General features: G+C 54.5%; 20 protein-coding genes and 1 pseudogene. 10 read left to right on the top strand and 11 right to left on the bottom strand.

Features of this window, described 5'->3' with window-relative positions; genetic code table 11:
- Window positions 1–6: 6 nt before the first annotated feature.
- Window positions 7–1,287 (bottom strand): cytosine permease, encoded by a 1,281-nt coding sequence (gene codB, locus CKL79_RS04195; protein WP_121968329.1) that lies wholly within the window; start codon window positions 1,285–1,287, stop codon window positions 7–9.
- 146 nt (window positions 1,288–1,433) lie between these two features.
- Here codB and CKL79_RS23080 point away from each other — a divergent pair, with 146 nt between their 5' ends.
- A complete protein-coding gene (locus CKL79_RS23080) occupies window positions 1,434–1,586 on the top strand; it encodes a hypothetical protein (protein WP_170943965.1) in 153 nt (50 codons plus the stop codon).
- A gap of 587 nt (window positions 1,587–2,173) precedes the next feature.
- A complete protein-coding gene (gene katG / locus CKL79_RS04190; RefSeq protein WP_121968328.1) occupies window positions 2,174–4,477 on the top strand; it encodes a catalase/peroxidase HPI in 2,304 nt (767 codons plus the stop codon).
- A 99-nt stretch (window positions 4,478–4,576) separates the two neighbouring features.
- Here the strand turns inward: katG and CKL79_RS04185 are convergent.
- From CKL79_RS04185 to CKL79_RS04170, 4 genes and pseudogenes are all read right to left on the bottom strand, one after another.
- Window positions 4,577–4,861: pseudogene (locus tag CKL79_RS04185) on the bottom strand (transposase family protein); the annotation flags it as partial.
- 195 nt (window positions 4,862–5,056) lie between these two features.
- A complete protein-coding gene (locus CKL79_RS23750; protein ID WP_240518649.1) occupies window positions 5,057–5,821 on the bottom strand; it encodes a hypothetical protein in 765 nt (254 codons plus the stop codon).
- A 32-nt stretch (window positions 5,822–5,853) separates the two neighbouring features.
- A complete protein-coding gene (locus CKL79_RS23745; RefSeq protein WP_240518648.1) occupies window positions 5,854–6,297 on the bottom strand; it encodes a nuclear transport factor 2 family protein in 444 nt (147 codons plus the stop codon).
- Between the two features lie 43 nt (window positions 6,298–6,340).
- On the bottom strand, window positions 6,341–7,498 hold the full coding sequence (locus tag CKL79_RS04170) for a TetR family transcriptional regulator (protein WP_205878989.1): 1,158 nt from the start codon (window positions 7,496–7,498) through the stop codon (window positions 6,341–6,343).
- Between the two features lie 320 nt (window positions 7,499–7,818).
- Here CKL79_RS04170 and CKL79_RS04165 point away from each other — a divergent pair, with 320 nt between their 5' ends.
- Window positions 7,819–8,670, top strand: a complete 852-nt coding sequence (locus CKL79_RS04165; protein WP_121968326.1) for a fatty acid desaturase — start codon at window positions 7,819–7,821, stop codon at window positions 8,668–8,670.
- A gap of 373 nt (window positions 8,671–9,043) precedes the next feature.
- On the opposite strand, the gene CKL79_RS04160 is transcribed toward CKL79_RS04165, so the two are convergent.
- Both CKL79_RS04160 and CKL79_RS04155 read right to left on the bottom strand, forming a co-directional pair.
- Window positions 9,044–10,882 carry a tetratricopeptide repeat protein gene (locus CKL79_RS04160; protein ID WP_141242146.1) on the bottom strand — a complete coding sequence of 613 codons (1,839 nt, stop codon included), beginning with the start codon at window positions 10,880–10,882 and terminating at the stop codon, window positions 9,044–9,046.
- Window positions 10,883–10,936: 54 nt separating this feature from the next.
- A complete protein-coding gene (locus CKL79_RS04155) occupies window positions 10,937–11,314 on the bottom strand; it encodes a hypothetical protein (RefSeq protein ID WP_121968324.1) in 378 nt (125 codons plus the stop codon).
- Window positions 11,315–11,407: 93 nt separating this feature from the next.
- Between CKL79_RS04155 and CKL79_RS04150 the strand changes: the two genes are divergently transcribed.
- The 3 genes from CKL79_RS04150 to CKL79_RS04140 all read left to right on the top strand — a co-directional run bounded on the left by CKL79_RS04150 (window position 11,408) and on the right by CKL79_RS04140 (window position 13,203).
- The gene (locus CKL79_RS04150) at window positions 11,408–11,692 is read left to right on the top strand and encodes a hypothetical protein (RefSeq protein WP_121968323.1); all 285 of its coding nucleotides are present in this window, start codon (window positions 11,408–11,410) and stop codon (window positions 11,690–11,692) included.
- A gap of 420 nt (window positions 11,693–12,112) precedes the next feature.
- A complete protein-coding gene (locus tag CKL79_RS04145; protein ID WP_121968358.1) occupies window positions 12,113–12,478 on the top strand; it encodes a hypothetical protein in 366 nt (121 codons plus the stop codon).
- A 473-nt stretch (window positions 12,479–12,951) separates the two neighbouring features.
- On the top strand, window positions 12,952–13,203 hold the full coding sequence (locus CKL79_RS04140; protein ID WP_121968322.1) for a hypothetical protein: 252 nt from the start codon (window positions 12,952–12,954) through the stop codon (window positions 13,201–13,203).
- Window positions 13,204–13,246: 43 nt separating this feature from the next.
- On the opposite strand, the gene carB is transcribed toward CKL79_RS04140, so the two are convergent.
- On the bottom strand, window positions 13,247–16,504 hold the full coding sequence (carB, locus tag CKL79_RS04135; RefSeq protein ID WP_121968321.1) for a carbamoyl-phosphate synthase large subunit: 3,258 nt from the start codon (window positions 16,502–16,504) through the stop codon (window positions 13,247–13,249).
- A gap of 196 nt (window positions 16,505–16,700) precedes the next feature.
- Here carB and CKL79_RS04130 point away from each other — a divergent pair, with 196 nt between their 5' ends.
- The 3 genes from CKL79_RS04130 to CKL79_RS04120 all read left to right on the top strand — a co-directional run bounded on the left by CKL79_RS04130 (window position 16,701) and on the right by CKL79_RS04120 (window position 19,783).
- A complete protein-coding gene (locus tag CKL79_RS04130; RefSeq protein ID WP_121968320.1) occupies window positions 16,701–17,771 on the top strand; it encodes a Fe(3+) ABC transporter substrate-binding protein in 1,071 nt (356 codons plus the stop codon).
- A 20-nt stretch (window positions 17,772–17,791) separates the two neighbouring features.
- Window positions 17,792–18,451: a Fe2+-dependent dioxygenase gene (locus tag CKL79_RS04125; protein ID WP_121968319.1), complete on the top strand. Its 660-nt coding sequence runs from the start codon at window positions 17,792–17,794 to the stop codon at window positions 18,449–18,451.
- A 225-nt stretch (window positions 18,452–18,676) separates the two neighbouring features.
- Window positions 18,677–19,783: an ABC transporter ATP-binding protein gene (locus CKL79_RS04120; protein ID WP_121968318.1), complete on the top strand. Its 1,107-nt coding sequence runs from the start codon at window positions 18,677–18,679 to the stop codon at window positions 19,781–19,783.
- Between the two features lie 7 nt (window positions 19,784–19,790).
- On the opposite strand, the gene CKL79_RS04115 is transcribed toward CKL79_RS04120, so the two are convergent.
- Complete coding sequence (locus tag CKL79_RS04115; RefSeq protein WP_121968317.1) at window positions 19,791–21,836, bottom strand: amylo-alpha-1,6-glucosidase; 2,046 nt, start codon at window positions 21,834–21,836, stop codon at window positions 19,791–19,793.
- Window positions 21,836–22,660 (bottom strand): ATP-dependent sacrificial sulfur transferase LarE, encoded by an 825-nt coding sequence (larE, locus tag CKL79_RS04110; RefSeq protein WP_121968316.1) that lies wholly within the window; start codon window positions 22,658–22,660, stop codon window positions 21,836–21,838. Before larE ends, CKL79_RS04115 begins: the two co-directional genes overlap by 1 nt.
- Window positions 22,661–22,739: 79 nt before the next feature.
- Here larE and CKL79_RS04105 point away from each other — a divergent pair, with 79 nt between their 5' ends.
- On the top strand, window positions 22,740–24,263 hold the full coding sequence (locus CKL79_RS04105; protein ID WP_121968315.1) for a hypothetical protein: 1,524 nt from the start codon (window positions 22,740–22,742) through the stop codon (window positions 24,261–24,263).
- Window positions 24,264–24,278: 15 nt separating this feature from the next.
- Here CKL79_RS04105 and CKL79_RS04100 read toward each other — a convergent pair whose 3' ends face one another.
- On the bottom strand, window positions 24,279–25,058 hold the full coding sequence (locus CKL79_RS04100) for an ABC transporter permease (RefSeq protein ID WP_121968357.1): 780 nt from the start codon (window positions 25,056–25,058) through the stop codon (window positions 24,279–24,281).
- Window positions 25,059–25,066 lie beyond the last annotated feature (8 nt).

The following is a 25,066-nucleotide window of genomic DNA, read 5'->3' as shown; positions in this document are numbered from 1 at the left end:
AACAGGTTAGCGAATAGGCTGGGGAATCACACGATAGAGAATGGCATAGAGAATAGCTGCCGTGACAATCCCATTCACTGGCCCAATGCCGATACCCGCATTGCCCGTCGTGTAAGCAATCACAGAGCTAATCACGTAAGCAATCACACCGGCCCAGTTAAACGCTGGGATGCGGGCTGACAGACGAGGGAAGCGCCCCAGATGACGCAGCCAAAAGTCAACCATAATAATGCCGCCGACCGGAGGAATGACTGTGCCCAAAAAGATCAGATAGGTCGGCAGCAGATCGTAAATACCCGACAGCGTGAGAATCAGCGCCAGGGTTGCCCCGCCCAGCACAAAGGCATGGCGCTTATGGGTACGAAACATGTTGGCCCCTGCGACCGAAAAGGCGTAGATGGTATTATCCTGCGTTGTCCACACGTTGAGCACGAGCAAAATCACGCCGCCCGCCAAAATTCCCTGAGTGGCCATCGCCTTAATCAGATCTTCCGAGCCGTAGACCAGCGTACAAAACGCGCCCGCAAAGACCAGAATGCCGTTTACCAACATAAATGCGCTTAGCGTAGATACAACCGCATTCTTACCCGTATCGGCAAACCGACTCCAGTTAGTCGCCTGAGTGCCCCCCGAAATAAAGGTGCCGATCACCACCGCCAGCGCAGCGCTCATACTTAGCTCTCCTGTCGGCTGGGGAATCGTCGCTCCGCCATAGTCTCTAAAGGCCAGCGCCAAACTCACCGCTACTAAAATTAGCATCGCCGGTACTGCCAAACGACTGAGCCAGTCAATCGCCCGGTAGCCAATATAGGCCGTTGCGCAAAAGGCATAGTTAAAGAAAAATACCAGCAGTATGTAAGGCAGCCCCGTGCTAGGTACGCCCATCAGCTCTAGCAGCACCTGCACAATAACTGCTGTAGTAAAGGCATACCAGCCAATTTGCGTAAACCCTAAGATAAAGTCCACCCAGCGGGAGCCGACATTGCCAAAGCTGAAGCGAGCCATCAGCACCGTTGACAGTCCGCTTTTAGCGGCGATATAGCCTAGCGCAGCGCAATACCCGCCTAAGATCAGGTTGCCTATGAGGATGATGGCGATAATCTGCGGAAAGCTAAAAGATGGGCCGATAGCTCCCCCAGCAAACAGCGTCGTCGAGGTGAGGGCAAAGCCCATTAGCAGTAGAGAGAGCGACCAAAACGGCTTGCGATCAGATAGAGGAACAGCGCTGAGCGGATAATCTTCACTCGCAGATTTTTCGATGGCGGGCGGCTTGCTAAATAGTGTCATGACTTTATCGGTCTCTACACGCAGATTTTGCTTTGCTCATCGTAATTTTGTAATGCTTTTTACGGGAAGAGGTGGTATCTTTGGCTACGTTCGTTATCACAGTCGCGAAAATCCATGGGTGAGCACTTAGACCGCTTGTAGGAGACTTGCGGCGCTGTCTAGGTGAATTTGTCAGCTCTGGGCAGCCAAATTGGGCCGAAGAGATTGTCGCACTGATGACGTTCAAGGGCGATGGCAACACGCTGCTCACCGAAGCTCGGGTAAAACAGATACTCGTCTCTGCTCTGAAGCCAGAATAAATAGTTGTGATGGACAACGCTAGCTTTCACAAGTCTGCTCGGATTTGAGAACTGAATTGAGCAAGCAGAGTGCGAACTCCTATTCCTGCGCCCTTACTTTCCTAACTTGAACAAGCCTAACTTGAACAAGATAGAGGAGTCCTGATCATGATTGAAGCATTACCTGGACAAGACGATTGAACACTTTGACGAACTGGGAAACGCTCAACTGAACACTTTGACGAACTGGGAAACGCTCAACTTATCGCCCTGCTGGTAGACGACTTTATTGAACCGAAAGTATACACCCTCACCTGAGCCACGCCCTATAATGCGCTGTGGAGATATAAGTCGCTTCCAGTTTGAATCACTCCCAGAAGACATTCTCATGACGAACCGCAAACGATAGACATGCCTTAAAGAATGCCCTCAGCAAACGGCAGCTCATTTAGCGCTTGCTAGAGACTCTAGCTATAAAGGCACTCGCCGTTCAGACCGCTGCGAATGGCGACGCTCCATACAGCTCGGCAAACAGCTACAGCTCGGCAAACAGCTACAGCTCGGCAAACAGCTTGACGAACAAAAACTATCAAAAAAGATTGGACTGAATGAATAACACCCCTTCCACCTCTTCTGCGCAATGTCCCTTTCGGGGAACCCGCGTTGGCGGCGCGCTCGGCTCCAAGCCGCAAACTGATGATTGGTGGCCGAACCGGCTTCAGGTCGAGCTGCTTCACCAAAATTCGCCCCAGGCCAACCCGCTGCGAGATTTCGATAGCCAGGAAGCCTTCGGGAAGATTGACTTCGAGCAGTTGAAGCGCGACATCAAAGCGCTGCTGACGGATTCAAAGGACTGGTGGCCAGCCGACTATGGCAACTATGGGCCTCAGATGGTTCGCATGGCGTGGCACGCCGCCGGCACCTACCGGATTGCGGACGGTCGTGGCGGAGCAGGTCAGGGCATGCAACGTTTCGCCCCAATCAATTCGTGGTGGGATAACGGGAATACCGATAAATCACGCCGGCTACTCTGGCCAATCAAGCAGAAATACGGCGCGGCACTGAGCTGGGCCGACCTGATGGTACTCACTGGCAACTGCGCGCTTGAGATCATGGGCTTCAAGACCTTCGGCTTTGGCGGCGGTCGCATTGATGCTTGGGAGGCGGATCGCGCTACCTATTGGGGATCCGAGTTCTGGAACGGCGATCCGGCTGACGATGTTAAGGAACACCACAAGGAACTGTCCGGTCATCCTGATGAGATGGTCACTCGCGATATTCGCTGGGTCGGGAAGCCGGACGAGGACTATTACGACCTCGAAAATCCGCTAGCGGCTTCGCACCAAGCGCTGATTTACGTTAACCCGGAGGGGCCAAACGGAGAAGGCGACCCCCATGGCTCGGCGCGAGACATTCGCGAGACTTTTGCGCGGATGGCTATGAATGATGAGGAAACTGTTGCGCTGATCGCAGGCGGTCATGCCTTTGGTAAAAGTCACGGCATGGTCGCGCCAGATCAGATCGGTCCAGCGCCAGAGGGTGCACCGATTCAGGCTATGGGCATGGGGTGGCAAAACCCTGAAGGCACCGGGTTTGCCGAATATACGATGACGAACGGAATTGAAGGGTCCTGGACGCCAAACCCGACCCAGTGGGACAACAGCTACCTGATAAATCTTTTTAAGTACGACTGGGAGCAGACCAAGAGCCCAGCCGGTGCCATTCAGTGGACGCCGAGCAATCCTGACGCGCCGAAGACGCCAGACGCTCACCAGCCTGGCGTTGAGCAAGCGCTAATGATGATGACTTCGGATATTGCATTGAAGGTCGATCCGGCCTATCACGAGGTCTGTCAGCGCTTTCTAAATGACTTCGATTACTTCGGCGATGCGTTCGCGCGTGCCTGGTATAAGCTGACCCATCGGGATATGGGTCCGAAAACGCGCTATCTTGGCCCGGAGGTTGCAGAGGAAGATCTGCCCTGGCAAGATCCGATTCCGGCGCTTGACCATGACGTTGTTGACGACGCCGATATCAAGTCTCTGAAGGCCAATATTTTGGCCAATATTTTGGCCGGTGGGCTTTCTGTTTCGGCGCTGGTATCAGCCGCTTGGGCATCGGCGTCGAACTACCGCAATTCCGACAAGCGCGGCGGCGCAAATGGGGCGCGGGTTCGCCTGGATCCCCAGAAAGACTGGGAGATGAACCGCCCGCAGGAACTGGGTGAGGTTCTATCGATTCTGGAGCGAATTCAAGCGGACTTTAACGGCGCTCAGTCGGGCAAAAAAATCTCGATGGCGGATCTCATCGTCCTCGGCGGCTGCGCTGCGGTCGAGAAGGCTGCGCAAGATGCTGGGCTTTCCGTTGCCGTCCCCTTCACGCCGGGACGGATGGATACGACTCAGGAGTTGACAGATGTTGAAAGCTTTGAATGGCTAAAGCCGGTCTCGGACGGTTTCCGCAATTATCACAACGAGGCGGTTGGCTACAAGGTGAAGGCGGAGCGCATCTTCCTTGATCGGGCGCAACTCCTCACGCTAACCGCGCCCGAATGGACGGTTCTTGTCGGCGGACTTCGCGCCCTCGACCAGAACTATGACCATTCAAAGCACGGTATCTTCACTGATCGGCCCGGCGTTTTGACCAACGACTTTTTCCGTGTTCTGACCAGTATGGACTACGAGTGGAAGCCGGTTGACAATCGCGAGATGCTCTTTAACATCTGCGATCGCCAAACGGGCGAAACAAAGTTCACCGCGACCCGATGCGATCTCATCTTCGGTTCGAACGCGGAGCTTCGTCAGGTGGCTGAAGTCTACGGCGCTGATGACGGTCACGAGCGGATGGTCAAAGACTTCGTCGCGGCCTGGAACAAGGTGATGATGCTGGATCGCTTCGACGTTCGCGCTTAACGGACCAGTTAAAGAGAGATAGTTCAAAAGCGGGTAACACTTTAGGCCGATTCTTAAAGCCTAAAGTGTTACCCCGTTTTTAACCCATTTGAACCCCGCCCAGCTGAGTTGCTGAGTCGTCATAGGATGACCCTCACAGTCTCCACAGCGGTAGCGCTTAGGTCGAAATTCAACGAACACGGGCACTTCAAACAGCGGCAAGTGCCGCAGACGGAGCGCACTGTCAAATCCATGAAATTGAGTGATCTGACGGCCACATTGACGACAGGCCGTCCCTTCTAAAGTGCTCTCTAAGCGGATCAGCTAATCACCTTGATCCATTTTATCGACCGCTAATACTCGCACATCTGGTAAATCTAGCGGGATCTCTATTGAGTTTTTCATTGAACTCTGCCGCAATACGTCGCCTCTAATTCTCCCATAATCCTTCAACTCAACTCGACACTAAATTTAGTGGCGCTTCACGGCAACTCCTGAAGAGCCATATTTATTACAGCAGCAGCTCGCCCAGCTTGAGTGCCTATTGCAGCCAAAATAGCGATGGTCTCAGGTGACAGCTGTCTCAAAATTGCCAGAAGCTCAAATTAGCAGCCAGACTGCCAGACCCCAAAAAGGAACCCATCGAAGAGAGTGTTCTTTGCTGTCTTTAGGGATTATTTCTCCCATCAGCCAGATCTGAAATATCCAAAACAGCAGCAGGTCTACGCAGAAGGCAATCGTCACCCGGTCGGTCGCCAGCTTTTGCCAAAAATAGAGCCCTCGGTCGGCTAATGAGCCAAATTCGGGACGAGCCAGGCACAGCCAGGCGATCGCCCCTAGCCCAACTATCCCTCCAACCAGCCCAAAACTGCGAGCTAACCAGCCCTTCTCAGGCATTGGTTGATCAGTTACCGCAGGCTGCCTCAACCGCTGCGCCATGTACGGCATTAAAAACACATTGGTGAGAAACATGGCTGCACCCCAAAGCGCCCCCCGAGGCAGGTTTTGTCCGCGCCGATCTAACAACATTAGCGGTAAAAACATAAAGATCCACGCTTCTGAAAAGTTAAAAAAGGCTTCGGCGGCTGGATGAACAACAGGCGCGGAGGTGTTTAATAGCTTGCCTAAGATAGGCAGTACAAAGAAAAAATTGAGAGACTCCGACAGCACTTCTGTCAGGGTGTCTGGTTTGATTGCCCAAATCGGTTCTCCTGGCAGTAGCTGATCGGGTGGCGACAGTAGAAGCACCGCTACATACAGCACCACCAGACCCCACAAAAGCTGGGAGAGCCGCCGATTGCGTTTGGCTGTGGCAGAGTCCTGTTGCTGGGCTGTTTTTTCTATCTCTTGAATAATCTCAGACATGTTGCTGATGGTGGCTTTACTTGTGGCTTTACTTAAGAGTCTGCGCTGACTTTAAGAAATCGCCGGGCCAGGGGGGTGACTGCTCGAATGATGGTGAAGGCTACCTTGCCGAGCTTTACGGGCGACTCAACCACATCTCGCCCAAATATCAGCAGGCCAGAGCTAGGAGATACCCGATAAAAGCTGGCCCCCCGCGTGTTAGGGAACGGCACACCGTCTAGCTCAACGTGCCAGGTAATGCCGACGGCATGGTCATCGCCGGTTGTGATGTCGTCAATTACAAATTTGAAGTCGTCTGGCACGTTGTTGATCGAGTCTTCAAAGAGCGATCGCACCCCTTGCTTTCCCTCAAACGCCCGAGGAAAGTTGAGATCTTGGTAGACGCAGTCTTCGTCTACATAGGTCATGGCCTGGTCTAGATCGCGCTGATTGATGGCGGCGTACATGGCCCGCACTGTCTCACTTGCTGCTGTCACAGATTTGCCACCCTGCTACCCAAAGGAGTCATAGATTTTTAGGTTAATTGTTTTTTTGATCGATGGCTAGCGCCTGCTCTAGCGCAGCTTTCTCTTTAGCCCGATGGTCATAGACCGCTAGCGCCTCCAGACTTGAGCCCGCCAATAGGCTCAGGCTCTCTAGGCTGATGCCTTTCATCAGTAGCTCTATGCACCAGGTTTGTCGCGCCTGAAAGGGATCAACGGGTGCGCCGGTGAGGATAGTACTGTCTACGGCGATTTCTGCCCATAGCGCAGTGATTTCGGCGGCGCTCAGAGGCTGACCGTCTTTGCCGATGAAAACTTCGGGCTGGTCATCTTGGCGGGTTTTGAGCCATTGGGTGAGCGGGTTGCGCAGGTAGGTGCCATAGCGTTGGCCCATAATCCAGCGGTTGAGGGGAACCTGTCGCGGCTTGTCGCCAACCAGGGTGAGCAGATGCTGGGTTTTGCCGCTGAGGGAATGCGATCGCCATAAACCCGCCACTTCTTCTACCCGCAGCCCTGCGCCAAATAGGACGTATACCAGTGCATAGGTCTGAGCGTCCTGTTTTTTAGCCTTTTGAAAAAGCGATCGCACCGTTTCCGCAGGCAGGTCTGCCACGGGCGCTACCTCCGAACTACTGTCTACGGCCCTACTGTCTACTGCGGTCCGACCAGTCGCAAGCAATATATCAACTGCCGCCAAAAAATCTGCCTGACTTTGCCACAATCCCTGCTGGTCGCTGCTAAACGTCATCACGGCATGGCCTACAATCAGCGTGTTCAACAGGCTGGCTGCTGCCTCTACTGACAAACCGGGCCAGCTCATTTTTGCCCCGCGCAGGTAGCCCACGGTTTGCTGATTGGCCTGATAGAGAGCTTGCCCTAAGGCTTGCCGGGTTTCGGTCGGCAGCTGACCGGCTTCACCAATGAGCGATCGCACTAGCTCTGGCACATTGCCTAGCAGCTCTAGCCCCGAAGCCCCATAGGCTAATAGCGGCTGATTAGCGCCAGCAATTTCAGTCAGTGCTGCTCGCATTTCCTCTAGAAAGGGCGCTTCTTGTAGCACGGCCAAAAGCAAGCCTTGTTTGCTGCCAAACTGCCGAAATAGCGTCACCTCATTTACTCTGGCTCGCTCAGCAATTTGCTTGGTTGTGGTCGCGGTAATGCCTTGCAGTGAAAACAACGTCAGGGCAGCGCGCACAATCCTTTTTCGACTTGATAGTTTTCTCTCAGCCATCTCCGGGGCCATCTCTCTTAGGAAACAAATTCACCTGCAAAAGTCAAACGAAAACGATTTGCTTTGGCGGCAAGCAATCATTGGGCATAAATTTGCAAGCACTACTTGCATTTTTACGGTAGCTCAGGTTAAGCTTTAAAATGTAAGCGATACTTGCAATACCCTAACGTATTCAAGCACCGACGAATACTCCTCTATCTAGCAAAAGGTTTTTACGTTCCATGCCCTACACGACCTCTCGCCCCTTGGGTGAACCGGTTTCTCCGGCAGCTCTCCCCGCAGTAATGCCTGTAGAAAGCTCCTCAGATGACAATTCGCAGACTCCTTATAAGATCAGCTGGGTCTCTATCGGTTTCTTTACGGTAATTCACGGTCTGGCTCTGCTTGCGCCCTGGTTTTTCTCTTGGTCGGCTTTGGGTGTAGCCATCTTTTTACACTGGCTATCTGGCAGCGTCGGCATTTGTATGGGCTATCACCGGATGCTAACGCACCGCAGCTTTCGCGTTCCGAAGTGGCTAGAGTATACGATCGCTACGATGGGCGCATTGGCTTTGCAGGGCGGGCCAACTTTCTGGGTGGCTGGGCACCGGCAGCACCATGCTTTTACCGAGCACACTGAGAAAGATCCCTATTCTGCTGATAAAGGGTTCTGGTGGAGCCATATGGAATGGTTGTTTCACCTAAAGCCTGAGGTGTTTGACCGGAAGATATACGCCAAATACGCACCTGACCTGGTGAATGACCCTTACTACACCTTTTTAGACCGTTACTTTTTGTTTTTGCAAGTTCCGTTGGCATTGTTGCTCTATGCGGCTGGCGGCTGGTCGTTTGTAATCTACGGTATCTTTGTGCGGGCGGTGCTGCTGTGGCACTGTACCTGGTTGATCAATTCGGCTAATCATATCTGGGGAAGTCGCCATTTCGACACTGATGACAACTCCCGCAATCTCTGGTGGGTTGCGATCTTGACCTATGGCGAAGGCTGGCACAACAATCACCACGCTTTTCCTAAGATGGCGCAAGCGGGCCTGGCTCCTGGAGAGATTGATATGACCTGGTGGCTGATTAAAGGGCTGAAGCAGGTGGGCTTGGCGACTAAGGTGGTGATGCCGCCGACTAAGGCCAGGCTGCAATAGCCGCATCAAGTTAATCGGTAGATACTGGCCGATCTCTTGACTCCTGATAATGGGGGTTGGGAGGTCGGTTTTTGAGTGGGCGGATTTTGGAGGAAGGGCGTTAGCCGGTGAGATGGTCTGGAATCGCTTTGACCAGTGTCCGACCTGTTTGCCTGTTGGCTATGTAACGTCAGTTCGGGATAAGAATAACTAGAGTTTGCTGTTGGGGATTTTTTCTCCCTTTGGCAAGGGGAGATGCCGTAGGCAGAGGGGTTTCGGCTGGGCATAGAGTATGTCGTCAGAACCCCTCCTTTACGGTTCCTCTTGGCAAGGGGAACCCGGATTGGCTTTGGTATGAGCGGTTGGCCGTGAGACAGCTTATCCTGAACTTGGGCTAAGTGGACTGATCGATTGCTTGCTGGATGCCTACAAGCCAGCTTTGAGCGTTTTGAGTGGTGGGGTTCTCGGAGCCTAGCACGGGAACATAGATGTCTAGGGCTTGTTGAATATAGGCTAGAGCTTGCTGATGGCGTTGGGTTTGGTAGTAAAGCGCTGCAAGATTGAATAAACTGCTGGCGGTGTCGGGATGGCGATCGCCCAGCTCCGTTTGCCGAATTTCGAGCGCTTGCACATACAGCGGTTCGGCCTCGCCATAGCGCCCCTGCGACTTGTACAGCGCCGCCAAGTTATTCAGACTGCTGGCGGTGTCGGGATGGCGATCGCCCAGCTCCGTTTGCCAAATTTCGAGCGCTTGGACATACAGCGGTTCCGCTTCGCTATAGCGCCCCTGCAAACGATACAGCCCCGCCAAGTTATTCAGACTGGTGGCGGTGTCGGGATGGCGATCGCCCAGCTCCGTTTGCCAAATTTCGAGCGCTTGGACATACAGCGGTTCCGCTTCGCTATAGCGCCCCTGCGAACGATACAGCCCCGCCAAGTTATTCAGACTGCTGGCGGTGTGGGGATGGCGATCGCCTAACTGTTCTCTGCTGATGGTGAGCGATCGCTTCCAGCACCGCTCCGCCTCTCCCCACTGGTTCAAGCTTTCGTAAAATCGCGCTAAGCCCCCACTGCACCAAAGCTTATCAATCCCTTCTAAACGCTCTGCCCACCGCAGCGTCACCTCTTCCATATGTGGCACCGCTTCCCCCACCCGCTTCTGCACAGCTAGCGTCGCTGGCTGCGGTATTTCTTTAGCAATCTCCGTCATCGCCTGCGCAAAGCCTCGCTGCAAAGCTTCAGCATTGCTCAACTCCGCTAGCTTCACCGCAAAGAACTCTCGCACCAGCGGATGCACCTGATAGCGCGGCCCATTTTTCGCCGCCTGCCGCTGCAACAAATTCACTCGTAATAGCTCCGCCTGCGCGTCTTCTAGCGCTTCTTCATCTAACACATCCTGCCCGCAAGCCTGCCGCACCCAATCCCAATCTACCGGCGCAGCCACAAACAGCCCCAACAGCCCCGCCAGCATCTTCGCCTCTGCCGTCAGCGGCTCCCAGCTCACCTCAAACGCCGCCGCCACCCCCAGCGTCGCCGTCATCTCCGGATGCGTATCCACCAATGCCTTCGCGTCCAGCCGCTTGCCTTCTAATCGCTCTAGCAACGTCGCAATCGTCAGATCAGGCCGCTGCGCCAAATACCAGCCCACCAGCTCAACGCCCAAAGGCAACCGCCCCACCCACTCACACAGCGCCTTCGCATCCGCCAGCGCCGCCTCAATCCGCGCTGTACCTACCAAACCTGTCAACAGTTCCAGCGCCGCCTCCGGCACCAGCACCGCCAGCGCCAGCCGCTGACCCTCAGTCAAAATTGCCTGCCGCGTCGTCAGCAGCACCCGAAACCGCCCGTCATTCGGCAGCAAAGGCTTCAACGCGCCATAGTCCTGCACGTCATCTACTACCATCAGCACCGGCCCGTTCCTCTCCCCTTCCTTCGGCCACCGCTGAACGCACCAGGCCACCGGATCTTCTGATTGCTCCGGCACCTCTAAGTTCAAATAATCTCGTGCAAAGCTGACAATCTGCGGCGCAATCGGCTCTACTCCTCGCAGCCAGCACACCCCACCCGCAAAAGCATCGCCCCGCCGCCGCGCATACTGCCATGCCAGCTCTGTTTTGCCCACGCCGCCCATGCCCACCGCCGCCGCAATATTCACACGGCTGTTTTGCGTCAGCAAATCTTCCACCGCCTGCAAGTCATCAGCCCGACCGACAAAGAGGCTAACGTTACTCACTGGCAAATTGTTAGGGGTGCTTAACTTTGGCGGAATCCCTTCCGACGACTGTAGTCAAAAGTTAAAAGTATTGTTCTGAGTCGTAATCGTTCCAAAATTAACGTTTGCAATTTTGTCAGCCAGCTTCGTCAAATTTGGGAACTTATCGCTATCGGCAACTGCCGCCACCGTTTTATTCATCGCCGCCCGCACGTCCGGCTGGGCTGCGGCCACCTGCTTCACTTCTTCAAGAATTTCAACATCTATCATATTAGGATCGCTCACTGCTGCTAAGCGCTTCACCGTCTCAGGCACATGCTGCTGCAATTGTGCCAGCCATTGCAACGCGGCAGTAACCAACCCCTCGCCAAGTTTGCCAGTTGCCCCGGCGGTAATGCCGCTTGCCACTGCGGTGAGGGCGGCAAATGCTGCGGCCAACGTAATCGGTTCCATAAAACCAGCCTATAAAATTTTGAATAATGTGCTTTTACTCTACACCAACTTTCTTCGCCCTGATTCCGGCCTATCAGAGCAACCCTCCCTTGGTTGTACTCAGCAAAAAAGGAGCCTGTCAAGGGTTCGGGCGCGACGTTCGTTGATAACGGCGGGCTTGTCGAGAGTTCGGGCGCGACGTTCGTTGATAACGGCGGGCTCGTCGAGGGTTTGGACGCGACGTTCGTTTGTAATGGCAGGCTTGTCGAGGGTTCGGGCGCGGCGTTTGTTAGTAACGGCGGGCTTGTCGAGGGTTTGGGCGCGGCGTTTGTTAGTAACGGCGGGCTTGTCGAGGGTTTGGGCGCGGCGTTCGTTGATAACGGCGGGCTGAGCCAGTAAGAGTACGGAAGCGGCTCGATCAATATCCGCTAAAAATCATTAACCCCACGTAGAAAGTTACATCTCAAAACGGCCATTCTAAAGATGTTCCAGTCCGTGAAAAGGCGATCGCTGCTTAGGAACGAAGCTGTATGAAAAGCGCCAATAGGCACTGCATGGCCCCCTCAGTCCCCCAATTCTGGGGGAAGCCAGAGCGCAGCTAAACTGTCTGAAACTAAGACAGCCCGCAAACTCAGAGCCCCCAGCATTGGGGAACCCACTTTGATACCGATGGGTAGCATCTTGGTCTTTCAAAAGGGGGCCAATGCAGTAAGCCCGACACTTCTCATACAATCTTTCAGCTCCGGCAATAACGCCAAAGCAGCAACGCCAAAAGTTGTTTATCTTTCAGCTATTTATCTTTCACAAGCGAGATCTATCATGGCCAGATCAAAACGAAGCTCACGCATTCTCGACAAAGCACAGCGGCGCTCAGCCGGTATGCAGTCAATTGATGACAAGCTAGACCTGGGGCCAGGCATGACAATGGAGCTTTACAGCCAAAGCATAGACAATCTGCGCAACCGGATCAACGCTTACAACAAGACGCTTTCTTACGTCGATGAGCTGCAAAACGAAGTCGATAAGGCCGAGCGGCTACTGGCAATTCACTCCGAGCAAATGCTGCTGGGCGTCGCCGCCCGCTATGGCAAAGACAGCAACGAATATGAGATGGCAGGCGGCGTAAAAAAGAGCGATCGTAAGCGCCCCACTCGTCGAGTTGCGTCTGTGACCACTAGCCCATAGGCAAGCCCAGTAGACACAGCCCTCTAGCAGACCTATCCATCCGAGACATTCCCAGACATATTCAAGCAGTCTTGCATCCTGGTCCCCCTTACCAAGGGGAACCAACGGAGGGGTCTCGGTGTGTAACGGATTATCGAGAACCCCTCCCTTGCGGTTCCCCTTGGCAAGGGGAACCAGTCCTAACGCCCCGGCAAAATTTACCGCTTGCCTCCACAGGAAAATGCGCTTATTATCAGTTCTAAGGTTGTGATGCCACATCGCCGCCTTACTCAGAACTCAACATGACTTAGCGCCATCGGCAGGTGTAACCAGCACCTAACCGACGGCTAACCCCCAAGATTACCAGTCAATCTCGGACGCTAAGAGTAAATGTACTCTTTAGCCACCCCGATTTGCACGTCATCTCTGCGGGCGGCTGAGGATTCGCGAGTTCTGGGTTTCCTTAACCCACACTGACGGAACCCAGAACCCCTATGTTTATTCCTTCCTCTCAGGGCGCTTCAGCGTCCACAGTGCCCACTGCCAAGCCGTCTGGCCAGGCCGAACCCGTGCGCCACATGTTGTTTGGTAGCCTTAGCGCCGTGCAAGCCACCATCAAAGATCTGCACAAACGCCACTACGCCGAGCCCAACGACTGGAGCCAACCGATGTCTACCGGTCGCCCCAATGAGGTGATGGCCATCTTGACCAAGCGAGTAGTGGGGTGTAGTGGCCCGCTCGCTTAGCCCTTGTAGCTCTTAATGTGCCCGCCGTACTAGACAGCGAGAATTAAACAGCGAGATAGTCTTGAATCGCCTTGACAGTGAGCTTACTGTCTCTAAGGGCACGAATCGCCGCCAGCGTTGCGTCAGCCCCAGCAATGGTCGTGACCGTCGGGATTTTGTATTCCAGAGCAGTGCGGCGGAGGATGCGGTCATCTTCTTTAGCGGTCTCCCCCACTGGAGAATTCACAACTAGCTGCACGTCTTTATTTTTAAGGGCATCGCCAATATGCGGACGACCTTCGTGAATCTTGAGCACGAGCGTGACTGGAATGCCCTTATCAACCAGCGTTTTGTAAGTACCGCTGGTCGCAACAATGTCAAACCCCAAATCGGTGAAGCCCTGAGCGATCGGGATGACAGCAGCCTTATCGCGGTCGTTGACGGAGACAAACACCGTCCCTTTGGTTGGGAGAATTTGGGAGGCGGCGAGTTCGGCCTTGGCATAAGCCAGCCCAAAACTGGTGTCAATGCCCATTACTTCGCCCGTAGAGCGCATCTCGGGGCCAAGCAGCGTGTCTGTCCCCGGAAATTTATTAAAGGGGAGAACGGCTTCTTTAACGGCGACGTGATTGGGGATAATCTCTTCGGTAAACCCAAGTTCTTCGAGCGTTTTACCCGACATCACCCGCACAGCAATTTGCGCTAAACGAGCGCCGGTTGTTTTAGAAACAAAGGGCACCGTACGCGACGCCCGAGGATTCGCTTCAATAATAAAGACTTGTTCGCCTTGAATGGCGTACTGAATGTTCATCAGGCCGATGACTTTGAGGCGTTTGGCGAGCTTAAAGGTCCAATCGCGAATGGTGGCGAGCGCCCCTTCTGACAGGTTGACCGTTGGCAAAGAACAGGCCGAATCACCCGAGTGAATGCCCGCCTGCTCAATATGTTCCATAATGCCGCCGATCACAGTTTGGCCGGTATGGTCACAAATGGCATCGACATCCACTTCAATGGCATTCTCCAAAAACTTGTCGATCAAGATCGGGTGATCCGGCTCTACCTGCACAGCAGTCGTCATGTAGCGCTCCAAATCTTTATCCGAATAAACAATCTCCATCGCCCGACCACCCAGCACATAGCTAGGCCGCACCACAACCGGATAGCTAATCTTACGCGCGATCGCCAGCGACTCGTCATAGCTGCGGGCCAAGCCGTTCGGCGGCTGACGAATGTCTAGCTCTCGCAAAATCTGCTCAAAGCGCTCTCTGTCTTCGGCGGCGTCAATCGCGTCGGGAGAGGTGCCCCAAATCTTGGTTTTAATCGGATTCCCAGCGTTATCAGTGGCTGCTGACTCTAGATAGGCTTGCAGCGGCACGGCTAGCTTTAGCGGGGTTTGTCCGCCAAACTGGATGATGACGCCATCAGGATTTTCGGCTTCAATAATGTTGAGTACGTCTTCTTTGGTGAGCGGCTCAAAATAGAGGCGATCGCTCGTATCGTAATCAGTCGAAACCGTCTCAGGATTAGAGTTGACCATGATCGTTTCATAGCCATCGTCTTGCAGCGCAAAAGAAGCGTGACAACAGCAATAGTCAAACTCAATTCCCTGACCAATTCGGTTAGGCCCACCGCCCAAAATCATCACTTTGCGCCGGTCAGACGGGAGCACTTCGCTCTCTGTTTCGTAGGCTGAGTAATAGTAAGGCGTAAACGATTCAAACTCGGCGGCGCAGGTGTCTACCATTTTGTATACCGGTATCACACCGAGCGACTTGCGATACGCACGCACCTCGTCTTCGCTGGTTTTGGTAGCGTAGGCAATCTGCTTGTCGCTAAAGCCCTCCTGCTTAATCGCCAGCATCTGCACCTCGGTCAAATCGGCCAGCGGCGTACGCTTGATGAATTTTTCGACGGTGAGAAGGGTCTTCAGCTTGTCGAGAAACCAGATGTCAATGGCCGTCAGCTCGTAGATCTCTTCGACGGTAAGACCGAGCTGCATGGCATGACGAATCGCAAAAATGCGCTCCGGGTGGGGTCTGCGCAGATTGGAGCGCACCTGAGAGAGGGTGGGCAGCTTTTCGGGGCCATCGCAACCCCAGCCAGCTCTACCGATTTCGAGCGATCGCAATGCCTTTTGAAAAGACTCATTAAACGTGCGGCCAATCGCCATCGCTTCGCCCACTGACTTCATTTGCGTCGTCAGCGTCGAAGAAGCCCCCGGAAACTTCTCAAAGGCAAAGCGCGGAATTTTAGTCACCACGTAGTCAATCGTCGGTTCAAAGCTGGCCGGGGTTTTTTGAGTAATGTCGTTAGAGATTTCGTTAAGCCGGTAGCCCACAGCGAGCTTGGCGGCAAATTTTGCAATGGGAAAACCGGTCGCTTTAGAAGCCAGCGCCGAACTGCGAGAAACGCGCGGGTTCATCTCAATCACTACAACTTCGCCCGTATCCGGATTCACCGAAAACTGAATGTTTGATCCCCCCGTTTCTACGCCAATTTCACGAATGATCTTAATTGAGGCATCTCGCAGCCGCTGATACTCCTTATCAGTCAAGGTTTGGGCGGGGGCGACCGTGATCGAATCGCCTGTATGCACGCCCATCGGGTCGATATTTTCAATCGAGCAGATGATCACCACGTTATCAGCCAGGTCGCGCATCACCTCCAGCTCATACTCTTTCCAGCCTAGCAGCGACTGCTCAATCAAAATCTGCGAAACCGGACTAGCATCGAGCCCAGAGCGGCAGATCGTTTCAAATTCTTCCTGGTTGTAGGCAATCCCACCGCCGCTGCCGCCCATCGTAAAAGCCGGGCGAATAATCAGCGGGTAGCTGCCAATCTCTGCGCCAATTTTCCAGGATTCTTCCATCGTTTGTGCCAGACCAGAGGGACACACCCCCACGCCGATCTTGATCATTGCCTCTTTAAACAGCTTCCGGTCTTCCGCCTTTTCAATCGCTTCCAGATTGGCCCCAATCAGGTCTACGCCGTACTTCTCTAAGACACCGCCTTTTGCCAGATCCACCGCCAGATTGAGTGCTGTCTGTCCGCCCATCGTCGGCAGCAACGCATCGGGCCGCTCCTTGGCAATCACCTGCTCTAGCAGTTCAACCGTGAGGGGCTCAATATAAGTGCGATCGGCAATCTCCGGGTCAGTCATGATAGTCGCCGGGTTAGAGTTCACCAGTACGACTTCGTATCCTTCTTCTCTCAGCGCCTTACATGCCTGGGTGCCAGAATAGTCAAACTCGCAGGCTTGGCCAATCACAATTGGGCCAGAGCCGATGAGCATTATTTTTTTAAGGTCATTTCGGCGAGGCATAAGACACCAGGGGCAATAAATCCAACCTATTCTAGAGGGTTTTGGGATTTTTTTTGGCTCAGAGATTGCCGTTTGACAGAGATGATAGAAATTCCTGATAGGCAAATGAGGATTCAAATGAGGATTAACGGGAGCTTGCGTACTAAACTAAAGAAATATTTTCTAGTAATCATTGTCAACAACGCAATTAACAACCATGAAAATCACCAGACGGCAGCTGTGGGGCATCGCCCTTTCTCTATCGGTCGGAATCACCGCTTGCCAAAGCCAGCCCGGATCTCAGTCTGGTGCAGACCAAAGTTCAGACTCCTCTGAGCAGGTGATAAACCTGTACTCCGCTCGTCACTACGACATCGATGAGCAGCTCTACGAAGAATTTACGGCCGAAACTGGCATTCAGGTCAATATCCTGGAAGGTAATCCAGATGAACTGATTGAGCGGATTAACAGCGAAGGGGCGCAGAGCCCAGCAGATGTATTTGTGGCGGTAGATGCGGGTCGCCTATGGCGCGCTCAGGAAGCAGATATCTTGCAGCCAGTAGATTCGGAAGTTTTGAATAGTAAAGTGCCTGAGAACCTGCGAGAGCCCAGCGGGCTCTGGTTTGGGCTGACGACGCGAGCCCGGCTGCTGGTCTACAACCCAGAAAATGTGCAGCCAAGCGAACTCTCTACTTACGAAGATCTCGCTGATCCTAAGTGGGAAGGGCGGGTCTGCGTACGCAGCTCTAGCAATGAGTACAACCAGTCTTTAGTCGGTTCGATGGTTGAATCGGACGGCGTTGAGGCGACTGAAAATTGGGCTAGGGGCTTAGTGGCGAACTTTGCTCGGCAGCCAGAAGGGGGCGATACAGATCAGATTAAAGCGGTCGCAGCAGGCCAGTGCGATGTGGCGATTGTCAACCACTATTACTGGGCGCGACTAGCCAAGTCTGATGATCCCGGCGATCAAGATGCAGTCTCGAAAACAGCGCTATTCTTCCCAAACCAGGAGGGACGGGGGACTCATATCAATATCAGCGGAATGGGGCTAGTAAAGACTGCACCTAACCCTGAAAATGGCATTGCTTTTATGGAATTTTTGGTGAGCCCCGAGGCGCAAAAGGTCTTTGCAGACGGCAATAATGAGTATCCGGTCGTGACAGGTATAGATGTAGACCCGGTGGTGGCTGAGCTGGGTGAATTTAAGGTGGATGAAGTGAATGTGGCTTCTTATGGTCGTAATAATTCTAAGGTGAATGAAATTATAGATCGTGCCGGTTGGCAGTAAGTTGAGGCGGCTGTTTTCTGATGATTTTTACAATTCCTGAGCTGCTTTCTCCGCAGGCAGTGGCGGCTATGCGCGAGCAACTCGCAGCCGCTGATTGGGTAGATGGCAAAACGACGGCTGGCTGGCACGCCAAGGCCGTTAAGGCTAACCAGCAGCTCGATGCTAAACATCCAGCTGCTCAGACTTTGGTTGAGCAGGTCCGACAGACTACTTTTAGGCACCCGCTCTTTCAGGCGGCGGCGCGGCCTCACCGCATTCATACCGTGCGCTTTAACCGCTATAGCGACGGTATGGCTTACGGTCGCCATACGGACAATGCGCTGATGAATGGATTTCGCTCGGATCTCTCTTTTACGCTGTTTTTATCTGATCCCGAGCGCTATGAGGGGGGCGCGCTGGTCGTTGAAGGGTTGGATAGCGAACAGTCTTATAAGCTGCCAGCAGGATCTATGCTGGTGTATCCGTCTGCGAGTTTGCATCGGGTAGATGCGGTGGTCAGCGGCGTGCGCTGGGCGGCGGTGGGCTGGGTGCAAAGTCAGATTCGCGATCCCGGTCGGCGAGAGATTTTGTTTGAGCTGGATACGGCTCGGCGATCGCTCTTTAGCCAATACGGTAAGACCAATGAGTTTGACCTGATTACCAAAAGCTTGAACAACTTGGTCAGGCAGTGGGTAGAGTAAGCTGCTCTTTGCTGATGCGGGAGTGTGGCAGATAGCCTAATGAGAATAGATCTGATATGCAATGGCGTATAGTAAAAGAGCTCACTATTGAAATTAGTATGCAATAGTGGCTGAGCACTTTTGTCTTCCTGCTAGTTGAGCTTCCCGCTGGTTGAGCTTCCTGCTAGTTGAGGGGAACGGCAGCGTGTTCTCTGTTTTTTTAGGCTTATCTGCTCGTCATCTTCTATGTCCTCATTCTCTCCTGTCCTGGCTTGCCGGAATATCACTAAGCGCTACGGTAAGACGGCTGCTCCGGCTGTAGATGCGGTCAGCTTTGCGCTGCATAGGGGCGATTTGCTAGGGCTTTTAGGGCCGTCGGGCTGCGGCAAAACGACGTTGCTTCGTCTGGTTGCTGGCTTTGAAACGCCCGAAGCGGGCGAAATCGATCTGGCTGGGCAGCGGGTGTGTAGCCCGGGGCGCTGGGTGCCACCAGAGTACCGGCAGGTCGGCGTTGTTTTTCAGGACTACGCGCTGTTTCCCCATCTGCGGGTGATTGAGAATGTTGCTTTTGGTCTGAAGCAGCTCTGCCGGCGGGGGCATCTGCCCAAGAAGCAGATTCAGACGCTGGCGCATGAGGCGATTAGCCTGGTGGGGCTAGCAGAGATGGCGCAGCGCTATCCGCATGAGCTATCAGGCGGTCAGCAGCAGCGGGTGGCCCTAGCCCGAGCCATGGCTCCTCGCCCACCGCTGATTTTGCTAGATGAGCCGTTTAGCAATTTGGATGTGCAGGTGCGGCTGTATTTGCGTCAGGAAGTCCGCGATATTCTTAAGAGCATTGGGGCCTCAGGGATTTTTGTCACGCACGACCAAGAGGAGGCGCTGGCGATCGCCGATCAAGTCGCTGTCATGCACGCCGGGCAGCTGGTGCAGCTAGATACCCCTGAGGGCATCTACCAAAATCCGGCGTCGCGGTTTATTGCTGAATTTGTGACGCAGGCAAATTTTGTGCCCGCCGCGCGGCGAGCCGATGGATGGGAGACAGAGCTAGGCCCAGTAGGCCCGGTACCGGGTGCGGCTGGCGTTGACCGGGGCGAGCTGATGATTGCTCAGGAAGATTTGCAGATCGTCGCTGATCCGACCGGAGCTTTGGAGGTACAGGGCCGTCAGTTTTTAGGCCGGGAGTATCAGTACAAGCTGCTGCTGCCCTCTACGCAAGTTTTGCAAGTGCGATCGCCCGCCAGTCAGCGATTGGCAATAGGCGATCGCGTCAGGGTAAAAATCAACTGTGATCGGGTGCGGCTATTTCCGCAGACAGGCACGCCCGCAGCGCGGTTAGAGGCCAGGGTCAGATAACAAAGAACTACGTTGGGGGCCACTGGTCAATGAGCTGCCACAGTCGGAGAACTTCGGCCACCGACCAGGCTTGGGCATAGGCTCCTCGGGGCAGATAAGGCGGGTCGCCGTCAAAGATTTCGCTGAGGGTGCCGACGCAGCCAGTGCGCAGATGGTGAGCTAGCGGCATCAGCAGAGAACGGGCCGCAGCCGGGTCTTGGTAGACCTTGAGGTGGGCCTGTACAAAGGGGCCGATCAGCCAGCTCCAGACTGTACCCTGGTGATAGGCACCGTCGCGTTTGTAGCGATCGCCCCCATAGCGACCAATATAGTCAGGATGAGTGGGGTTGAGCGATCGCATCCCATGAGAAGTGAGCAATTGCTGAGCAGAAGTGTCAACAATGGCCTTTTGCTGCTGAGCGGTTAAAGGCGGGGCCAGTGCCAGTGAAACGGCAAACACTTGATTGGGTCTGAGCGCGGCGTCATTTCCCTCAGGGCCATCAATCACGTCATAACAGTAGCCAGCGTCGGTCTGCCAAAACTTCTCAAAGCTGGTGGCGGCTCGCTGAGCCAGGGCCATATATTCGCTATCGGGCTTGTTCAATCGCCGACAGAACTGGGCCATCGCCATCAGCGCATTGTGCCAGAGGGCATTGATCTCTACAGGCTTACCGATGCGCGGGGTAACTACCCAGTCGTCTACCTTGGCGTCCATCCAGGTGAGCTGCTCGCCGGGTTGACCCGCGTAGATTAAGCCGTCACTGTCTAAATGAATCTGATAGCGCGTGCCGCGAACGTGCCAGTCAATCACTTCAGCTAGCGCCGGAAAGAGTTCTTGTAAGAGATCGTCATCTTGAGTTGCCGCAATGTAAGCGCGGATCGCTTCAAAGTACCAGAGAATGGCATCGACAGTGTTGTAGCCCGGCGTATCGTTGGCTTCGGGAAAGGCGTTAGGCAACATTCCCTGGCTGAGATAGCGAGCGAAAGTGCGCAGAATGGGCCGGGCGATTTCGGGGCGTTGGGTCGCGAGGGTAAGGCCCGGTAGCGCAATCATCGTATCTCGGCCCCAGTCGCCAAACCAGGGGTAGCCCGCGATGATGGTTTTACCGGGGGTGTCATTGCCGGGGGTGTCATTACCGGGGATGGTGCGGTCAACAATGAACTGGTCGGCGGCGAGAGTGAGTTGTTGAATCCAGGGCGGGGGCGCGGGGGAGTGTGGGAGAGAGGGGGCGGGAAGGGCTTGGGTGAGAAGGTTTTGTTCGTATTGTTGTCGGGTGGAGAGAGCGGTTTGGCCGTCTAATGAGGGTTGGGGATGGGTGCTGGCGACTATGGTGAGGGTTTCGCCGGGGCGGAGGGTGGTGCGAAGGGTGGCGGCGTGAAGGTTGTCGTCTAGATGGACGAGGCCGCGATAGTGGTCTACGGTGAGCAGATAGTGCTGATACCACTTGCTGGCGGGTAGGAGCTGGCCTTTGTCGCTAAGCAGGTAGAAAGGAGTGGCCTCCTCAAAGGCTTGGATTTGCAGACCTTTAGGGTGGGGTTTGGTTTGGACGGGCTGCTCGTCCCAATCTTTGCTCTGAGTGACGCTGTGGTGATCGCGGTAGTTGATCAGCGCTTTGATAGAGAGGGTGAGCGGGCCAGTAGCACGGCAAAGCTGGTACTGAATGTAGGTGGTGTTTTCGCCGGGCTGCATCCAGATTCTTTTTTCTAGAAGGGCGTCGGCGATCGCATAGTGCCAAACCGGGATGGTGCCCTCTAGATGAAAGCGCTCTAGCTGCAAGTAGCCGTGACCCGTGAGGGTGCCGCCTGCCCAGCGATCGCAGCTCAGCGGATAAGACATACGCTGATAGCTAACGGTTTCGTCTAGCTTAGTGAGCAACAGCGTACGGCCCAAAGGTGGCTTGAGCGCGGCCACCAGCAGGCCATGATAGCAGCGGGTGAGCGTGCCCGCGAGGGTGCCACAGCCATAGCCGCCAATGCCATTGGCAATCAGCCATTCGCGCTGCTCGGCCTGGGGCAAACTGCTGCAAATAGCACGGCCAAAGTCAACGACATTGAGCTGATCGCGGCTAGCCATTATGAACCTACTGCGCTCAACACCCGGTTCAGCTTACCGCTGCGGTAGCCTTCTAGATCTAGCGTCACATAGGTAAACCCCAAGTCCTGAAACGCCTCTACTAAGGCGGGCAGATTTATCTTGGTGACAAACTCTTGAATCTCTTCGGGCATCAGCTCGATTCGCGCTGTCTCTCCATCTGAGCGCACCCGCAGGTTGCGATAGCCCAAATCTCGCAGGTAGCGCTCGGCTCGGCCCACGCGGTGTAGCTTTGCGGTCGTGATCAGTTCGCCATAAGGAAAGCGCGAACTCAGACAGGGTTGAGAAGGCTTATCCCACCAGGGCAGGCCGAGCTGCTTGGAGAGTTCTCGTACTTCTAGCTTGGTGATGCCGACTTCGGCGAGGGGCGATCGCACACCTCTTTCCTTAGCCGCCGCAATGCCCGGTCGGTAGTCTTGCAAATCATCGGCGTTGAGCCCATCTACCACATAGGGATAGCCCAACTGATCGGCTAGCGGCCTGAGCGTGTCGTGCAGCTCGCTCTTGCAAAAGTAGCAGCGGTTGACCGGGTTAGCGGTGTACTGCTCGTTTTCCATTTCGTGGGTTTCTACCACCTGGTGAGCGATCCCCATTGCTGCCGCCTGAGACTTCGCATCGATAAAATCTTCCGGCATCAGCGAAGGAGAATTGGCAGTGACCGCTAAAGCGCTAGCGCCCAGCACATCGTGAGCGACCTTGGCGACCAGCGTACTGTCAATGCCCCCAGAATACGCGACCAGGGCCTGATCCATTTCACGAAAGATAGCTTGGAGCTGAGCCAGTTTGTGCGATGCGTTGCTAGTCATAGGAAACAAGAGGAAAAAGCAGAAAAGCGGTACAGTACTTCAAGCTTAACTCTAGCGCTTCTAAACGCCTGTGGGTGGAATGATGATCAACCCAAATTCCCTGGCTCGTCGCGGCATCTGGCGGGGCTTGCCCTGGGTGATTGCCGGTGGACTGGTGCTGCGGCTACTGGTGGTCATGCTGACAGAGCGATCGCTGCATTCCGACGAAATTTTTCAATATGTAGAGCAGGCTCACCGGCTCACCTACGGCTATGGCTATGTTCCCTGGGAGTATGTACACGGCCTGCGTAACTGGCTGCTGCCTGGCGCAATTTCGCTCGTGCTCTCAGGCTGTCGGCTGCTGGGGCTAACTGACCCGGCGCTATATATTCCAGTGGTACAGACTTTAGCCTGTCTGATTTCTCTCTCGGCTATTTACTGCGCCTATCTGATTGGACGCACCGTTTGCTCTGAATCGGTGGGTCGGCTGGCCAGTGTGCTGACGGCAGGCTGGTATGAGATGGTGATCCGGGCTAACGCCATTACACCCGAAATTTTCGGCGCTTATCTGCTGATAGGAGCGATCGCCTGCCTGGTAATCAAGCCTGGCTACCGGTCGGCGCTGCTGTTGGGGCTATGTGGGGCCGGGGCGATCGCGCTGCGCTTGCAGTATGCACCGGCGGTGGCGGTCGTGATTGTGATGGCGCTGGTCTATACGTGGCAGGGGCGATGGTCGCGCGGGCAGTGTCTGGTTGCGGCAGTCGGGTTTTTGGCGGTCATCGGGTTGGTTGGCTGGCTAGATGATTACACCTGGGGCAGCTACTTTGTGTCTTACCGCAACAATTACCTGTACAACAGGGTGTATAAGGTCAGCAGTCTGTGGGGGGAAGGCCCGGCCTGGGGCTACCTGGCTGATTTGGCGATGTATTCGGGCGGGGTGTTTTGGGTGGCGATCGCCACTAGCTTGTTTAGCCGCAAGCCGAGGCCCTGGCTGATTTTGGCCTTGCTAGCTAGCGTTGTGGTGCCTCACTCGGCGATCGCCCACAAAGAGTATCGGTTTATTTTTGCAGCGGTGCCTATTTGCCTGCTGCTGAGCGCCTTTGCGATTGATGCACTATGGACTACCTCAAAGGAGCCTGCCACCTCAGCGGCTCGAAAGCGGTCTCAGGGCAGACGCAACTGGGGCAGGTTTATTCTAGGTCTGATGGCTTTTTATACCAGCGGCGTGCTGCTCGTCACTTCTTTCTTTTTAGATCCTCAGGCAGACCAGCTACAGGCCTATCTCTATCTCAATGATCAGCCTGAGCTGGTGTCAGTGCTCAATCTGAGCAGCGATTGGTATCACACGGGAGGATACTACTATCTGCACCGAGACGTGCCGATCTATCTGCCCACCCACATAGACAGCCTTCAGGCAGATGAATGGGCGCGGTATGTGAGCCATGTGGTATGCGATCGCGATCAAGCCCCCATTCCTGAATTTACTCCTGTAGCCCAGTTCGGCAAACTGGAGATCCGCGCGGCTGATCGGCCCCCGACTGCAAGGCTGGATGTCGAAACCCGCTATCCGCCTCAGGGTGGCGTAGATGGTGTGTATACGCCGAGAGTGACATCGAGATTTTGAGCTGATGACGAAGCGCTAGAACTGCCGTCGTTCAAACACGGCTACCGTCACGGTCAGCAGCAGCGCCGTGTAAATGAGACCGTAGGCCGCATTTTCGAGCAGACCGCTGCCGCTCGGGGGAGCGACAAAGCCATTGGCGATTTCATTTTTGAGGTTTAGCCGCTCTAAGTCAGGCAGGATGAGGAATAGTCCTTCGGCGATGCGGCGAAAGTTCTCGCTTTCTGCGATTTTGTCTAGCTCTAGAATGTTGCGCGTTTCGTGGCCGACGGCAAAAATAGCTAGCGTCATCAGGGTCGCGAGGACGTTGCTGGTGACGACGCCAAACATCATCGCCGCCGCAATCAGCAGCACCATTTCTAAAAACATGAACAGGACGGCCAGCAGCATCAGATCGAGCTGAAAGGGGACGCCGCTAAAAGTCAGTAAGCCAAGCATGACGGCTGTGAGCGAGGCGATCAGCACTGCCATTACCAGACTCAGGCCCAGATGTTTACCTAAGATAAATTCCAGGCGGCTGACGGGCTTGGCAATTAGTACCAGCACCGTTTTTTTCTCAATCTCTTTGTTGATCAGGCCGGTGCCGATAAAGACCACGACAAAGAGAGACAGCAGATTGATGGCAGCTAGGCCGGTATCGAGGATGAGTTTGTTTTCAGTGCCAGCGGCAACTTCGGGCAGTAGGGCGATCGCCATCACCATTACCAGCCCAAATACGCCAACGACATAGAGAATGCGATCGCGCAACACTTCTAAAAATACGTTGCGAGCAACCGTCCAAATTCTGGCCCAGACCATAGAAAACG

It is taken from the genome of Leptolyngbya sp. BC1307 (assembly GCF_002286735.1).
GTDB lineage: Bacteria > Cyanobacteriota > Cyanobacteriia > Phormidesmidales > Phormidesmidaceae > Phormidesmis.
The sequence above is the reverse complement of the archived record's forward strand: the minus strand, read 5'-3'. Positions and strand labels throughout refer to the sequence as shown.

Bases quoted from the DNA above. Each gene is read 5' to 3' on its own strand.
- codB (WP_121968329.1), bottom strand. From the start codon at position 1,287: ATGACACTATTTAGCAAGCCGCCCGCCATCGAAAAATCTGCGAGTGAA.
- katG (WP_121968328.1), top strand. From the start codon at position 2,174: ATGAATAACACCCCTTCCACCTCTTCTGCGCAATGTCCCTTTCGGGGA.
- CKL79_RS23750 (WP_240518649.1), bottom strand. From the start codon at position 5,821: ATGTCTGAGATTATTCAAGAGATAGAAAAAACAGCCCAGCAACAGGAC.
- CKL79_RS04165 (WP_121968326.1), top strand. From the start codon at position 7,819: ATGCCTGTAGAAAGCTCCTCAGATGACAATTCGCAGACTCCTTATAAG.
- CKL79_RS04155 (WP_121968324.1), bottom strand. From the start codon at position 11,314: ATGGAACCGATTACGTTGGCCGCAGCATTTGCCGCCCTCACCGCAGTG.
- CKL79_RS04145 (WP_121968358.1), top strand. From the start codon at position 12,113: ATGGCCAGATCAAAACGAAGCTCACGCATTCTCGACAAAGCACAGCGG.
- CKL79_RS04140 (WP_121968322.1), top strand. From the start codon at position 12,952: ATGTTTATTCCTTCCTCTCAGGGCGCTTCAGCGTCCACAGTGCCCACT.
- carB (WP_121968321.1), bottom strand. From the start codon at position 16,504: ATGCCTCGCCGAAATGACCTTAAAAAAATAATGCTCATCGGCTCTGGC.
- CKL79_RS04130 (WP_121968320.1), top strand. From the start codon at position 16,701: ATGAAAATCACCAGACGGCAGCTGTGGGGCATCGCCCTTTCTCTATCG.
- CKL79_RS04125 (WP_121968319.1), top strand. From the start codon at position 17,792: ATGATTTTTACAATTCCTGAGCTGCTTTCTCCGCAGGCAGTGGCGGCT.
- CKL79_RS04120 (WP_121968318.1), top strand. From the start codon at position 18,677: ATGTCCTCATTCTCTCCTGTCCTGGCTTGCCGGAATATCACTAAGCGC.
- CKL79_RS04115 (WP_121968317.1), bottom strand. From the start codon at position 21,836: ATGGCTAGCCGCGATCAGCTCAATGTCGTTGACTTTGGCCGTGCTATT.
- larE (WP_121968316.1), bottom strand. From the start codon at position 22,660: ATGACTAGCAACGCATCGCACAAACTGGCTCAGCTCCAAGCTATCTTT.
- CKL79_RS04105 (WP_121968315.1), top strand. From the start codon at position 22,740: ATGATGATCAACCCAAATTCCCTGGCTCGTCGCGGCATCTGGCGGGGC.
- CKL79_RS04100 (WP_121968357.1), bottom strand. From the start codon at position 25,058: ATGGTCTGGGCCAGAATTTGGACGGTTGCTCGCAACGTATTTTTAGAA.